At 38.1% G+C, this 14,784-nt stretch carries 11 protein-coding genes and 1 pseudogene; 2 read left to right on the forward strand and 10 right to left on the reverse strand.

Annotation, left to right across the window (positions count from 1 at the left end):
* The 5 genes from LDB17_RS06515 to LDB17_RS06535 form a co-directional block, all read right to left on the reverse strand.
* On the reverse strand, positions 1 to 1,120 hold a 1,120-nt coding region (locus LDB17_RS06515; protein ID WP_393924946.1), incomplete at its 3' end, for an OprO/OprP family phosphate-selective porin.
* Between the two features lie 2 nt (positions 1,121 to 1,122).
* Complete coding sequence (locus LDB17_RS06520) at positions 1,123 to 2,076, reverse strand: HAD family phosphatase (RefSeq protein ID WP_252636467.1); 954 nt, start codon at positions 2,074 to 2,076, stop codon at positions 1,123 to 1,125.
* 55 nt (positions 2,077 to 2,131) lie between these two features.
* Entirely contained in the window at positions 2,132 to 2,827 is a 696-nt protein-coding gene (locus tag LDB17_RS06525; protein WP_252636468.1) for an MIP/aquaporin family protein, read from the reverse strand.
* An 18-nt stretch (positions 2,828 to 2,845) separates the two neighbouring features.
* On the reverse strand, positions 2,846 to 4,336 hold the full coding sequence (gene glpK, locus LDB17_RS06530; RefSeq protein WP_135104052.1) for a glycerol kinase GlpK: 1,491 nt from the start codon (positions 4,334 to 4,336) through the stop codon (positions 2,846 to 2,848).
* A 45-nt stretch (positions 4,337 to 4,381) separates the two neighbouring features.
* The gene (locus LDB17_RS06535) at positions 4,382 to 5,977 is read right to left on the reverse strand and encodes a glycerol-3-phosphate dehydrogenase/oxidase (protein ID WP_252636469.1); all 1,596 of its coding nucleotides are present in this window, start codon (positions 5,975 to 5,977) and stop codon (positions 4,382 to 4,384) included.
* A gap of 241 nt (positions 5,978 to 6,218) precedes the next feature.
* Between LDB17_RS06535 and LDB17_RS06540 the strand changes: the two genes are divergently transcribed.
* Positions 6,219 to 6,983, forward strand: a complete 765-nt coding sequence (locus tag LDB17_RS06540) for a DeoR/GlpR family DNA-binding transcription regulator (RefSeq protein WP_252636470.1) — start codon at positions 6,219 to 6,221, stop codon at positions 6,981 to 6,983.
* 1 nt (position 6,984) lies between these two features.
* Here the strand turns inward: LDB17_RS06540 and dapA are convergent, their stop codons facing one another.
* The 5 genes from dapA to gldG form a co-directional block, all read right to left on the reverse strand.
* Positions 6,985 to 7,878, reverse strand: a complete 894-nt coding sequence (gene dapA / locus LDB17_RS06545) for a 4-hydroxy-tetrahydrodipicolinate synthase (protein WP_252636471.1) — start codon at positions 7,876 to 7,878, stop codon at positions 6,985 to 6,987.
* Between the two features lie 73 nt (positions 7,879 to 7,951).
* The gene (locus tag LDB17_RS06550) at positions 7,952 to 8,464 is read right to left on the reverse strand and encodes a DUF6913 domain-containing protein (protein WP_393924947.1); all 513 of its coding nucleotides are present in this window, start codon (positions 8,462 to 8,464) and stop codon (positions 7,952 to 7,954) included.
* A gap of 90 nt (positions 8,465 to 8,554) precedes the next feature.
* Positions 8,555 to 9,697: a galactokinase gene (gene galK, locus LDB17_RS06555; RefSeq protein ID WP_252636473.1), complete on the reverse strand. Its 1,143-nt coding sequence runs from the start codon at positions 9,695 to 9,697 to the stop codon at positions 8,555 to 8,557.
* A 35-nt stretch (positions 9,698 to 9,732) separates the two neighbouring features.
* Complete coding sequence (gene ligA / locus LDB17_RS06560; protein ID WP_252636474.1) at positions 9,733 to 11,730, reverse strand: NAD-dependent DNA ligase LigA; 1,998 nt, start codon at positions 11,728 to 11,730, stop codon at positions 9,733 to 9,735.
* 119 nt (positions 11,731 to 11,849) lie between these two features.
* Entirely contained in the window at positions 11,850 to 14,246 is a 2,397-nt protein-coding gene (gldG, locus tag LDB17_RS06565; RefSeq protein ID WP_252636475.1) for a gliding motility-associated ABC transporter substrate-binding protein GldG, read from the reverse strand.
* A 33-nt stretch (positions 14,247 to 14,279) separates the two neighbouring features.
* On the opposite strand from gldG, the pseudogene LDB17_RS06570 reads away from it, so the two are divergent.
* Positions 14,280 to 14,784: pseudogene (locus LDB17_RS06570) on the forward strand (hypothetical protein); the annotation flags it as partial.

Raw genomic sequence — 14,784 nt, forward strand, 5'->3', positions numbered from 1 at the left:
CCAAAGGATTTGTATTACCTAAAGAAACATTAGAATAGTCTAATCTTAACATTATATATTTATTTAAATAATAATTTGCAGCAAGCGTCCAATCACTCATTCTACCTCCTTTTATCCCTGAGTTTTTATTATCAAGATCGGTATAGTTGTACCTCAATGCAAATTCTAAAGACTTCGGTTTCGGAGTACCCATCCTCGCCCAAGAAGATGAATAAGTATAATTACCACCAATAGCCAAGAAACCAATTTGAGCATAAGCTCCACTAGCTTTATACGCAGGCAGATCATCTTTTCTTTCTACATTACTATGGAAATATTCAGCTTGAAGATACAAAGGACCGTATGCTCCGATAAGCTCTACAGCATATTTAGCCTGATAATCGGCATTTGATATACTCGCCTGAATAAATTTACGCTTTTCTACATTTGTGATCAACGAACTTCCATAGCTGATTACTTTCGGCTTCTGCACACCGTTAGCATCAAATCCATTAGCATCGGCCTTGCGATAAGACCCGGCTAAGCCTATATGGAATATTTTACCATCTTGCTGCAACGGATTAAATACAACACGCCCTGTAGCCGAATATCCATCATCTCCTTCAATGGAGTTAGTCATAGAGTCGCCATCAGCAAATGCTCCTATACCTACCCATGCATATTTATTCCAACCGATATACTCAACTCCCAGTTTTCTTCCCGGAGAGAAAGCAAACGATGTAGCGTTGGCAGTAATAAACTTGATGTTAGCAGAACTCTCCATATGATCGATACCAAATGGTTCGGCAAAATGTCCGCCTCTAACATAAGATGTTTTATTCAGATTATACTGCAAGAAAATATCTTTATAACCTACTTTCCCTCCGGCAAATCCGAGATCAACTTTCATATCGAAACTTTTATATTTCGCTTTTAGTCCCAACCGGACATCTGACATAGCTACCCCATTACTTAGGTCTGTTCCGTCTTCTATATAAGTTGCTCCGTCAAAATAAAAGCGACCCATTGGAGTTATTTTCACGGTTTCATCTGCGATTTTCACATCTACAGATTGAGCAAACAATGAAGAAAATGCAAACAGAGAAAGAGCAGCCAATATAGTTAATCTACAACTAGACATGGCTATTGTTTCTTATTGGTTTTATTAACTTTCACACCCCATTCCTGAGTTGTATATTTATAGTTTCCTTCGGGAACATCGTTACAATAAACAATAACACAGTTCGGATCTTTATCCCAATATTGTTTTACTGTCATACCTTCCATATTTCCGGCATGTTCTTTTTCTATCTTCACATTATCAGGATTAACCATTAACTTCAATCCTACGGACTCATCCATCATTTCCATATCACCACGGCTATTACCACCAACGATAATCGGACGAGCTTTTATAAACGTGTGAATAGTTTCAGCTTTGCCCCAATCCTGAGGGGTTGGCAATACTAATTCGTCAGTTGTCTTTCCATTTCTTACAGCAGATTTCACTCCGATAATACGGTCTACAGGAATACCCAGTTGTTCATGAACAAAGCGTTGATATAAAAACTCAGGAGATGCAGTCAATACCCATATTTCGATTCCATACTCTTGTAGATTTGCTAAGAATTCTTTCATCTCAGGATAGAACTTCCCTTGAAATTTTTCGTTATAGCAATCATTCCCTATTGTAGATATTTCGTCTGGAGATAATCCGGCAAAAAATCTCACACGCTTTTGCACATAAGCGATTCCCACATTATCTTTTCCATGAAGCATATCATCTACAATTGCCATTTTTTCTTTTGCTTCTTTGTCTGTTCTATTTCCATAAGTTTTTTGAGCAAAACTAAAAAGAGCTTCATCCGCCAGATAGTAAGGAACCTGACCAAACAGTGTACCATCGCAGTCAAATATGGCTACTTTACGTTCTTTCATCGTAATCGTAGAGTTCAAAAAGCTCTCAATACGATCGTTAGCTTCTTTCGGCCAGCCTTTTATATAACGGTATGTTTGAGCCGTTAAAGCGAACGAAGAAGTCAAAATCATCACTACCGCAAGACATAATGCCTTACGCATAAAATTAATCTTTTTCATAACTTAGTAATTTAAAAAGGTTTTAACAACTAGATTTTGGTATTAGATATAGTTTCTACTTGATTAACAAATATAGTCCCGAAGCTAGAGCAGCACCAACTATCGGTCCGAGAACAGGTATCCAAGAGTAGCCCCAGTCGCTATCTCTTTTATTTTTTATAGGTAGTATTGCATGTGCGATACGTGGTCCAAGGTCACGAGCCGGATTAATAGCATATCCGGTAGTTCCCCCTAATGACATACCTATAGATACTATAACCAACGATACCGGAAGCGGTCCATCTATTTGCGCACCGCCGACCATCAACACCCCAAACATGAGGACGAATGTTCCGATTACTTCACTGATAAAATTATAAGTATAGGCCTTTATTGCAGGACCCGTACAGAATACACCTTTTTTAGCATTTGGATTTTCCTCGGCATCGAAATGAGGCTTATACATCAGAAAAACTAAAGATGCACCAAGTATAGCACCCAACATCTGCGCCACTATATACCCGATTACACTCCCTTTGAAACTGCCTGCAATTGCCAAGCCTATAGTAAGAGCCGGATTAAGATGAGCCCCCGAATATGGAGCAGAAATAAACGCTGCAACAAAAACAGCCAAGCCCCAACCGAAAGAAATCACAACCCAACCGGAACTGTTGCCCAATGTCTTCTTGAGATTAACATTTGCACAAACACCTGCACCCAATAAAATGAGTATAGCTGTGCCTATAAATTCGAATAAAATATCTTGTCCCATGGTATATAGATTAGAATATTATCTCACCCACGATTGGGCACGGTAAACAGCTTCAGACCATTTTTTCTTAGCCAAATGCATATCAATCTTAAGATCAGGCTCGAATTTAGTATCAATATGCCATTGTTTCTTTATCTCCTCTACATTCTCCCAATAGCCAACAGCAAGCCCGGCAAGATAAGCAGCTCCCAGAGCGGTGGTTTCGGTAGTTTGAGGACGAATCACTGTTTGCCCAAGCACATTAGCCTGAAACTGCATCAATAAATTATTCTTAGCAGCGCCGCCATCTACTCTAAGCTCTTTAAGCCCTACGCCTGCATCCAAGATCATTGCATTGATTACATCCATAGTCTGATAAGCAATACCTTCAAGCGCAGCACGAGCAATATGTGCAGAAGTAGTTCCTCGAGATATTCCAACAATTGTACCCCGTGCATATTGATCCCAATAGGGAGCCCCCAAGCCAGTTAAAGAAGGCACGAAATATACATCTCCATTATCTTTTACCTGCGTGGCCAATTCCTCTATTTCGGAAGAAGAGTTTATAATTTTAAGCCCATCTCTGAGCCATTGTACGATTGCTCCACCAACGAAAATACTTCCTTCGAGAGCATAAGTTGTCTTTCCATCCAACTGCCATGCTATCGTAGATATTAGATTATTTTTTGATACAACAGGCTTATTCCCTGTATTCATCAAGATAAAACAACCTGTTCCGTATGTATTCTTTACCATTCCTTGTTCAAGGCACATTTGTCCGAAGAGCGCAGCTTGCTGGTCGCCGGCAATACCCGAAATAGGAACTTTGGAGGCAAAAATTGTAGTTCGTGTATGTCCATACACCTCACTGGAAGCACATACCTTAGGCATCATACTCACCGGTATATTAAACAACTCGAGAAGATCATTATCCCATTGCAAAGTATGAATATTAAACAACATTGTACGTGAAGCATTCGAAACATCGGTTACATGTACCGAACCTCTTGTTAGTTGCCATACAATCCAAGTATCAACAGTACCAAACACCAGCTTTCCTTTTTCTGCTTTTTCTCTCGCTCCCTGAACATTATCCAGTATCCATTTTACTTTTGTTGCACTAAAGTATGCGTCAACAATCAGTCCTGTTTTTTCTTTGATAACAGGAAGTAGCCCTTCATTTTTCAGAGCATCGCAATATTCGGATGTTCTTCGGTCTTGCCATACAATAGCATTGTATACGGGCTCTCCAGTTTCACGATCCCAGACAATGGTAGTTTCCCGCTGATTGGTAATTCCGATTCCGGCGATATTCGTACCATTGATTCCAATTTTTGTAATGGCTTCAGCAGCTACGGCAGCTTGCGAAGCCCATATTTCGAGAGGGTCATGTTCTACCCAACCGCTCTGTGGAAAAATTTGCGGAAACTCCTTCTGGGCTACAGAGCATATCTCCCCCTTGCGATTGAATACGATAGCCCTTGAGCTGGTAGTACCGGCATCAAATGATAAAATGTATTTCTGTTCCATGGTATATTAGTTATATGATTAGTTTTTCTGCTATCATTCCATATGCTAAGGTATATAATTCGGCTTATAGTCTACTAATAAATAATGCTGAGCCAGTTCCACAAATTCACGAACTTGTATAGCCTCCCACTCCTTATCTTTATTCATCTCTATAGCCATAATCGACGTAACTTGTGGAGCCATATCAATTGCTGCACGTGCATCTAAAAACAAAATCCTAAAACGTCTTGCAAGTACATCTTCTACAGTCAAAGCCATTTCTTCTCTAACAGCCCACAGAACCTCAGCCACTGTATAATCATAATCGGGATGTAATTTTTCGGCAAATTTCAGAGATTGGCTTTGAAGCTCAACGATCTTATCAATATCACTTCCGTAAACATAGTTAAAGTTGGATCTGTCTACCTTTTCCTTGTATCCATGTATTCGCAAATCTTTGGTAACACACTCTTTGCGTGGCAATCCCCCTATAGTAATACCTTTATCAATAACATCCTGAGCCATATCTCTATAGGTAGTCCACTTACCACCTGTAATAGTAATGAGCCCACTATCTGATATTACAATTTTGTGGCTTCTTGATATTTCTTTTGTTTTCTTACCGTCAGATTCCTTTTTAGGCGCAGCCAAAGGTCTCAAACCAGCAAAGACAGAAAGGATATCGTCCCGTGTTGGCTTCTTCGCTAAATATTCTCCGGCAGTTCTCAGAATAAACTCTATCTCCTCTTCCAATGCCTGAGGTTCCAAAACAAACTCTTTTAATGGAGTGTCTGTTGTACCTAAAACAACCTTATCGTGCCATGGCACACCAAACAGAACACGTCCATCACTCGTTTTTGGGATCATTATTGCTGTATCCCCTCCTAAAAATGATTTATCTACAACAAGATGAACACCCTGACTCGGACGAACTATATTGTCTTTTTCCGGAGCATCCATCTTCATTAAACCATCCACAAAAATTCCGGTAGCATTCACTACAACTTTTGCTTTTAGCGAATATGGCTGCTTACCTATTTCATCATAAACATTTACTCCTGAAATTTTGCCAGAATCATCCTTTATCAAATTGGTCACTTTAGCATAATTAATCACAAGTGCACCTTGTTCAGCTGCAGTCTGCATCAAGTTGATCCCCATACGAGAGTCATCAAACTGACCATCATGATAAACAACACCTCCTCTTAATCGAGTCTTATTTATTTGAGGTATCTCACATTCTACAGCCTTCTTTGTCATAGGCAAAGAACGCCCCAAACCTCTCTTCCCAGCCAATAGATCATAAATAGTAAGACCAATTGTATAAAATGGCTTTTCCCACCATTTATAATTTCCGATGATAAAACGTTGATCTTTCACAAGATGTGGAGCATTCTTTTTCATCAGACCTCTTTCGCGAAGAGCCTCAACAACCAAACTCACATCTCCTTGTGCCAAATAACGCACACCACCATGCACAAGTTTCGTACTGCGACTAGAAGTGGCTTTTGTAAAATCAGCCTGCTCCAACAACACAACCTTGAACCCTCGTGAAGCAGCATCAACTGCAGCACCAAGCCCGGTTGCTCCGCCTCCGACAACAACAAAATCCCATATTAGAGATCTATCTGCTATTTGCTTTATATAATCATCTCGTTTCATTGTATCACATCTATATACACACAAAATTAATTAAGAGTTTGAAATAAACAAATAAATTCGAAACTTTTTTATCACAATTCGGAGATATTTATAATTAATTCGAAATCATAACATACAATTACGAAACGAAACACATATAACAAAATAAAAAACTTAACAATAAAGATGCAAAGCATATTACATAAACAATAGAAATATTTATACCTTTGCAGCAAGATCTAATAACTAATTAGCAAATAATATGGGAAATATAGCGAAGCGACATAAATATATACTGGAGCAACTTAAAGAAGACGGATATGTAAAAGTTCTGGACTTAAGCGAAAAACTGGGAGTTTCGGAAGTTACGATACGAAAAGATTTAAAGTTTCTCGAAAGCAAAAAGATGTTATATCGCAATCATGGAAGTGCCAGTAGTCTCAGTTCAATTATATCAGACAAACATATAGATGTGAAAGAAAAGCTGAATATGGATGAAAAATCATCGATAGCAAAAGCAGCAAGTAAATTATTGGAGTCAAACGATAAAATTATAATAGCATCGGGAACAACCCTACTCGCTTTCGCAAACGAAATAAATGCCAGCGAAGGTATTACAGTAATCACATCTTCGGTAAAAGTTTCATTAAGTTTATGCTACAACCCTAATATTGAGATCATTCAATTGGGAGGCATTATGAGAAAAAACTCGGTATCAGTGATTGGACACTATGCTGAAAACATACTGGAGAGTCTCTCCTGCAACAAGCTATTCTTGGGGGTAGACGGAATTGATCTCGATTACGGACTGACAACCAGCGACATGAGCGAAGCTAGAATCAATCAGCAAATGATAGATGCCGCACAAAAAATTATTGTACTTACAGACTCGTCAAAATTTGGCAGAAGAGGGTTTTGTAAAATATGTGATTTAAATAAAATACATCACATCATTACAGACAAAAACGCACCGGCCCATATAATTGAGATGATGAGAGAAAGAGAAATAGAAGTAACCCTTGTCTAAACTAACATTTAATATTGAGTTCGAGCAATACGTTTCTTATTTGCTCATACGTAGTTATACGTGTAGGAACTAAAGGCAGACGAAGTTTATTTTGAATATAACCCATCATATTGAGCATACATTTTACTCCTGCCGGATTTCCATCCACGAAAAGAAGGTTGAATAGCTCGTTGAAACTATGATGTATAGTCAAAGCACTGGCATAATCACCTTCAAGTGCCAAACGAGTCATACGACTAAATTCGCGAGGGAATGCATTACCAATCACTGATATGACACCAACAGCGCCGAGGGTTATCAAAGGAAAGGTAACCCCATCATCACCTGATATCACATCAAAATGTTCGGGTTTCCGCTTTATGATATCATCCATCTGAGTCATATTACCAGATGCTTCTTTTACAGCAACAATATTTCGGAACTCATTAGCAATGCGCAATGTTGTATCAGCCGTCATATTAACACCTGTCCGCCCCGGAACATTATAAGCTATAATAGGCAGGGAAGATGCTTCCGAGATAGCTTTATAATGCTGATATATACCTTCCTGTGATGGTTTGTTATAGTAAGGAACTACTGAAAGAATACCGTCTATGCCGGCATAATCATTTTTCTTTAACTTATCGACAATGGCACGTGTATTATTTCCACCTTCTCCTATAATAACAGGAATTTGACCGTTGACTTTATTTACCACCAATTCGACAATCTGTTTTTTTTCTCCCTCGGTCAATGTTGGGGTTTCTGCTGTTGTACCAAGTACAACCAGATAATCAGTTCCATTTTGCAACTGATAATCAACAAGCCGAAGCAGGGCATCATAATCGACACTCTCATCTTCTTTAAAAGGAGTAATTAAAGCAACTCCCATTCCTCTCAGATTTATCCTGGACATAAAGTCAATCTTTATCTTTAGAAAAGTGTATATCTCTTTTCAGTTTGTGCAAAATTAAGAATTAATTTACACCCTAGAGCACTTTGCTCAGGTAATTTTTTATTTGCTGATAAGTTTCCTGCAGATTCATTTCATCAGTTTTGAGTACCAGAAAGTCATAAAAAGGCTGATCCGGCTTTGCAATACCGATACTGAACTCAGAAGAATTATTGGACAGCAAATATTCATAAATCTTACTTTCAGTAGTAGTCAAGTCAATAAGCGTATCATACTCCAATGCTTTGAACTCTTCCAAGACAGATGGTGCAAGTATCTGAAGAAAAGACATTTCCTGAGGATGAATAATTCTCACATTTGCCGGAAATATTGTATTCCCCGGAGCCTTCTTTGTAGATTGATACGTCCACAAGACAACTTTTTTACCATTTGCTATTAAATCTTTTGATATAGCATCTATAGCCGGCCAATCGTTATATGAGAACAGAATAAGTACACTTTTCATGCTCTCTAAATTTCGGAAAGCATGTTTTCTTTTATTATCTCGGAAAGCAGAATTTATTTTCCATTTTACTAAAAAATCAAACATAATAATTTTGTTGTGTTAGATATCATAATAAACGAGCAGTCGTATATTTCGTTTTCAACCGGGAAAAATAAATTCTGCTTCTGTTATTTTTTATAATTTTCTGGCACCATCACTGATCACCACATCGTATACCTTCGGCTTGATTCTGAACTTTTGCTCATAGCTTTCGGTAGCACGTTTGATGAAATCATCATGAAGCTCATTTTTCACAAGATTGATGGTGCAACCACCAAAGCCGCCACCCATTACACGAGACCCGGTTACACCACACTGACGTGCAATATCATTCAGGAAGTCAAGTTCTTCGCAGCTAACTTCATATTTACGGCTAAGTCCGATATGAGTCTCATACATTTTCTTACCTACAGTTTCGTAATCACCTCTTTCCAATGCATCACACGCTTCGCTCATACGTTGAATTTCTTCGATAACGAACTCTGCACGCATATAGTCTTCGGCACTAACTTCATTAGCTACCTCTTTCAACATGTCGATTGTAGCATCACGCAATAATTCCACTTCAGGATGATATTTACGAATATATGATGCTGCATTTTCGCACGATTCGCGACGTTTGTTATAAGCCGAAGAAGCCAACTCATGTGCTACGCAAGTATTCAACAATACCAAGCGGTATCCTTCCGGATTGAACGGAATATATTTATATTCAAGAGAGCGACAATCTAAACGGATTAATGACCCCGCCTTGCCAAAGCAAGATGCAAACTGATCCATAATACCACATTTGACTCCTACATAATTGTGCTCTGTAGCTTGTCCTATTTTGGCTAGTTGAAAACGGTCTAAGCCAAGATTATACATATCATTGATCGCAAATCCGAAACAACTCTCCAATGCTGCTGATGAAGACATTCCTGCTCCGAGAGGCACATCACCTGCAAACACGCAGTCAAAACCTTGAACCTGTTTTCCTAGCTTCATTATTTCGTGACATACGCCGAAGATATATTTTCCCCATTGTTTGATCGGAATATCATCTAGTCCGAATTCATCCATTTCAGACAAATCCATAGCGTATGCCTTAATACGGTCGGGCGTTCCATTTGGCTTGATCACACAATACATGGCTTTGTCGATTGCTCCAGGCAACACAAATCCGCCATTGTAATCGGTATGTTCTCCAATAAGATTGATACGCCCCGGCGATGTATACATTGTACCTTCGGTTCCGAATAGCGATTTAAATTTTTCTTTTAATAAATTTAGCTCCATGGTCGATTTTAATTATTTAGGGTTTATACAAAAAATTATTCCAACATTTTAAGAAAATCATCTTCATTAATAATAGGAATACCCAGGCTTTTCGCTTTCTCGAGTTTAGCAGGTCCCATATTGTCACCGGCTAAGACATAATTAGTTTTTGAAGATATAGAACCGCTGTTCTTACCTCCATTCTGTTCTATCATACTCTTGTATTCATCGCGGGAATATTTTTCGAAAGTCCCGCTAATTACGATTGACAAGCCTTTTAGTTTTTCTGTTCTCTGGGCAATAATAGATTCACTAAGTTCAAATTGCAATCCAAATGTACGAAGTTTATTTATTACTTCAAGATTGTTAGGATTACTAAAATATTTAACGATACTTTGAGCTATCCGATCACCGATTTCGTCAACCTGTGTCAGGTCTTCTATTGTAGCTGCTTCTAACAAATCGATATCAGGAAAAGCCAATGCTAGTTTTTTCGCTACGGTTTCGCCAACATAACGGATACCCAAAGCAAAAAGTACTCTTTCGTAAGGAACTGATACCGATGCATGAATGCTATCTATGAGATTCTTGGCACTCTTCTCAGCCCAACGCTCAAGACGAGAGACATCCTGCCACTTTAGTGTATATAGGTCTGCAATATTTCGAATATATCCGGCATTGTAAAGGTGTTCTACAGTCTCTGTTCCTCCGGCAATATTCATCGCTTTTCGGGTCAGGAAGTGTTCGATACGACCTTTTATCTGCGGTGGGCATGACACGTCGTTCGGGCAATAATATATAGCCTCTCCTTCATCTTTGACAAGAGGTGTACCACATTCGGGACAATCTTTTATAAACTCGACTTTAGTATCAAATATATTTCTTTGGGCAACATCTACCCCAGTGATCTTAGGTATTATTTCTCCTCCTTTTTCTACATAGACCTGATCATTGAGATGTAAATCAAGAGAGTTAATATAATCTTCATTATAAAGTGACGCTCGCTTAACAGTTGTTCCCGACAGTTTTACCGGTCTAAGGTTGGCCACTGGTGTAATAGCTCCTGTACGCCCCACCTGATATGAAACAGACTCTAGTGTGGTAACAGCCTGCTCTGCCTGAAATTTGAAGGCAATAGCCCAACGAGGAAACTTAGATGTAAATCCAAGATTCTTTTGCTGAGTCAACGAGTTTACTTTAAGCACTATTCCATCTGTAGCTACAGGAAGGTTTTTACGTTCCTTGTCCCAATAATGTATATAAGCGAATATTTCGTCTAAAGTCTTACACTTCTTGGTTGCATCCGAAATTTTAAAGCCCCATTCCTTCGCTTTCATCAGATTTTCGTAATGTCCATCTGTAGGCAAATCTTCTCCTAACAAGTAGTAGAGAAAAGAGTCAAGTTTACGTGATGCCACTATCTTGGGGTCTTGCTGTTTCAGTGTTCCCGATCCAGCGTTACGGGGATTAGCAAAAAGGGCTTCTTCCTGTTCGGCTCTTTCCTTATTGATTTGATCAAATACAGACCACGGCATCAGAATCTCTCCTCTGATTTCAAACTCGGCAGGATAACCTGTCCCATGCAATCGTAAAGGAATACTACGAATGGTACGCACATTAGCTGTCACATCATCTCCCTGCACTCCATCGCCACGTGTAACAGCCTGTGTTAACTGACCGTTGATATAAGTAAGGGAAATAGATGTTCCATCGTACTTTAATTCACATACAATTTCGAAATCATCATTCAACCCTTTCTTTACCCGATTGTAAAAATCTGTAATTTCTGCCTCTGTATATGTATTTCCCAACGATAACATGGGATATTTATGAGGGACTTGTTTGAATGATTTATTAATATCGCTACCAACACGTTGACTCGGAGAATTAGGATCGAAATACTCAGGATACTGAGTTTCCAAATCGGTCAATTCCTTTAATTTCTTATCAAATTCAAAATCTGAAATAGTTGGTGCAGAAAGTACGTAATAGTCGTAATTATGTTTGTTCAACTCTTCCCGAAGAGTATCAATTTGGTGCTTTATCTGATCCATTCTTTTGTTAAAATCGTAAATACAAATATAAAAAGAAATAGGCTGAAAGTGTGCAAAATTAGATATTTTTCAGAAATCTATTTACACATTGACTTATCTTCAGCTAACGGAATATCAAGTTACTTCCCATATTTTCTTTTTCTATACAGAGAAATAGAACCCATGACCAAAGCAATAAAAAATACAGGAAAAGCAATATTTAGTATGGCATATTGATTTCTGTTCTCATAAGCCTCTTTTTTGTTCAGGATATATAGCTTTTGTTGCTTTGTCCTCAACTGCATCAGTCCGTCATCTCCTGTCAGCCAATTTACGGCATTCACAATAAAATCACGGTTACCAAATTGCTGTTGCGAAACTCTATCATAACCCATAGGCAATACCTGAGAACTTTGCCCCTGTCCTTGAATTTCATTTGTTATGATATCAGAAGACGAAACGATTATCATTTTTGTTCTTTCGCTTATATTCTTAGTTTTATAACCATCAGCCTTAATGCTATCAGGCATCTTCCTATTTTGGAATAAGGACGTAAATACACCTTCGAGACTTACAGCCACAGGGACAAATTGTAGGTCGAAATAGCCTTTATTGTTTTGTATTTTTGCAATATCAAAATCAATCATATCCGGCACTTTTACTAAATGCGTGTTGGCTGAAGTAGTCAATAGTACATGCTTTGTCACATCTGGAGAATTGTTTACGATATCAATAGAGCTGGCAAACCCGGCTTTTACGTCTCTTATATTCTTTGTGATGGAAAAATCCTGAGACGGGATCAACAGTGGCTGAAAATAGCTTGGCACAACGGATGCAGACTGCGCTCCTTCGTCACTCATTAAATATGTAGAAACACACTGGTTATCCTGAATAAGGTTTGAATTTATGCGTACACCGTATGAAAAAAGCATATCATCGAGGTTGACATCATTTTTCATACTTGCTGAATGTCCTAATTGAGCGAGATCCTGATGAGAGTAAAAAGCTCCATCGATAAGCCACAATACCTTACCTCCGGACATTATATACTGATCGAGGATATACTTATCCGTTTCACTATATTTTGATAAAGGCCCGGCAATAATCACGGCATCAAAGTTATCCAATATATTAATTTCGTTACCAATCTGCCCCCTATTTACTGTGTAGTATTTAGATAATACTTCCTCGGCATCATATACATACGTACGTAAAATCTCATTATGACCTTCAATAAAGGCAATAGACTTAGATGCTTCCTGACTTAGTAAGCGAATAGCGTCTGTAAATTCAAACTCCAGACTCTCAATAGATGCATTTATGTTTTCTTCAGCTGTGTACCCTGCAATATTTTTGAGCAAAGGAACAACCAGGGTATCTTTTCCATTTGATATCTGGGCGTATGGATATATTATTTTTTTGCTGGCTTTCCCTTCTCTATCGATCTCGTTAAGGATAATACCGGGCATACCTCTTTGTGCCATCGCCTCATATATCTCGGAGGCAGAACTTTCGGACTGATATATATTCGTTTGTCTTATTTCGAGACTGCTATTCACATATCGGTTATAATCATTTAATAGATTAACGGTTGCATCCTGTAAACGCTGGAATCCATAGTTGAGATCTCCACTCAAATATACATTTATATTAAGAGGAATCTCATTTTTCGTACCTTTCAAGAGGTTTATTGTATAATCACTTAGTGTATAACGCTTATCGGATGTAAAATCAATTCTATAATTAGGTATAAAGTACAATCCAACATTAAGGATAGCAAACAAAACTCCCCCCCTGACTAAAACTCTTAATTTGCTCCCACTTAATACGACAAGAGCAAAAATTACAAACAAAACCAAATAATTAACAACAACAAGCAAGTCCTTAAATCGTATAACCCCCTTTTGCATCAATTCGTAATGATGAAGCAGTCCCAGAGATGACACGGCAGCTTGCGTTTTTCCGGCAAGGAATAAGCCGGAGAGCAAATCGAAGCCATAGTAAACAAAAACACTTAAAATTACTGAAGTGATAAGTGCTACAACCTGATTCTTAGACAAAGCCGACCCAAATAGACCGATAGCTATAAAAACCATAACCAATAATAGCAAAGAAAAATACGAGGCTAAAATAGCATTAAGGTCAATGTTTCCTACCGGATTGGCTAGCTGAGATAAAGAATAAACATAAATACATGTAGGCAATAAAGTAATAAATACGAAGATAAGTGCAGCCAGATATTTACTTAGATAGATATGGAAGACACTAACAGGTCTCGTCATTAGAATATCTAAAGTTTTTCCCTTTCGTTCTTCTGAAAAAGAGCGCATGGTAAAAGCCGGAATCAATACCAAAAGTAGTATGGGAGACAAAGCGAAAAAGCCGCTCAGATCAGCGTAACCGGTATCCACCAGATTGTATTTTCCGGAGAAGAACCACAGTAAACCTCCTATAATGAGAAGAAAAGCTAAAGAAAAGAACGCTCCGAAAGAAGAGCAAAAAACAGACTTAAGTTCTTTAAATACTAAAGCTTTCATATATCTTTGTATAAATTGATGTTTAATTACACAATGGCTAAACGAGAGATAAAGATAGTTATTTTATTTGTTCTGATAATTGCAGTCCTTATCGGAGGGTGGCGATTATATAACAAACTTGAAAAGAACAAACAATCTTTCTCTGTTGATATTTATGAATATATATCTCCTCAGGCAGTGGCTGTAATAAATATCAATAGAGAGTATAATCTGGATATGCTATACCAGTATGATCCTGCGCTTCGCAGCTTAACGGGTGTACTCGGAGAAAATTTATCTTTTCCTACGATTATTTCAAAGTATAAAGACAATAGTGGTATTTTAATAACAAAAATAAAACAAGAGAAAGAATCGGAGATAGCAGATTATATAAGAAATCAGATAGCATCGGATTTTCCTCCTTACAAAAGAGAATATAAAGATGCAATCGTATGGTATTTTACTCAGCCGGATGATAAATTTCTCGTTTGCTCTTTTCACAAAGGAATGCTTGCCATCAGCAACCATCTCAGGCCTATTGATATTTATTACAGCCACT

The sequence above is a fragment of the Dysgonomonas sp. Shenzhen-Wh21 genome (assembly GCF_043392705.1).
Taxonomy (GTDB): domain Bacteria; phylum Bacteroidota; class Bacteroidia; order Bacteroidales; family Dysgonomonadaceae; genus Dysgonomonas.

Bases quoted from the DNA above. Each gene is read 5' to 3' on its own strand.
- LDB17_RS06520 (WP_252636467.1), bottom strand. From the start codon at position 2,076: ATGAAAAAGATTAATTTTATGCGTAAGGCATTATGTCTTGCGGTAGTG.
- LDB17_RS06525 (WP_252636468.1), bottom strand. From the start codon at position 2,827: ATGGGACAAGATATTTTATTCGAATTTATAGGCACAGCTATACTCATT.
- glpK (WP_135104052.1), bottom strand. From the start codon at position 4,336: ATGGAACAGAAATACATTTTATCATTTGATGCCGGTACTACCAGCTCA.
- LDB17_RS06535 (WP_252636469.1), bottom strand. From the start codon at position 5,977: ATGAAACGAGATGATTATATAAAGCAAATAGCAGATAGATCTCTAATA.
- LDB17_RS06540 (WP_252636470.1), top strand. From the start codon at position 6,219: ATGGGAAATATAGCGAAGCGACATAAATATATACTGGAGCAACTTAAA.
- dapA (WP_252636471.1), bottom strand. From the start codon at position 7,878: ATGTCCAGGATAAATCTGAGAGGAATGGGAGTTGCTTTAATTACTCCT.
- LDB17_RS06550 (WP_393924947.1), bottom strand. From the start codon at position 8,464: ATGTTTGATTTTTTAGTAAAATGGAAAATAAATTCTGCTTTCCGAGAT.
- galK (WP_252636473.1), bottom strand. From the start codon at position 9,697: ATGGAGCTAAATTTATTAAAAGAAAAATTTAAATCGCTATTCGGAACC.
- ligA (WP_252636474.1), bottom strand. From the start codon at position 11,730: ATGGATCAGATAAAGCACCAAATTGATACTCTTCGGGAAGAGTTGAAC.
- gldG (WP_252636475.1), bottom strand. From the start codon at position 14,246: ATGAAAGCTTTAGTATTTAAAGAACTTAAGTCTGTTTTTTGCTCTTCT.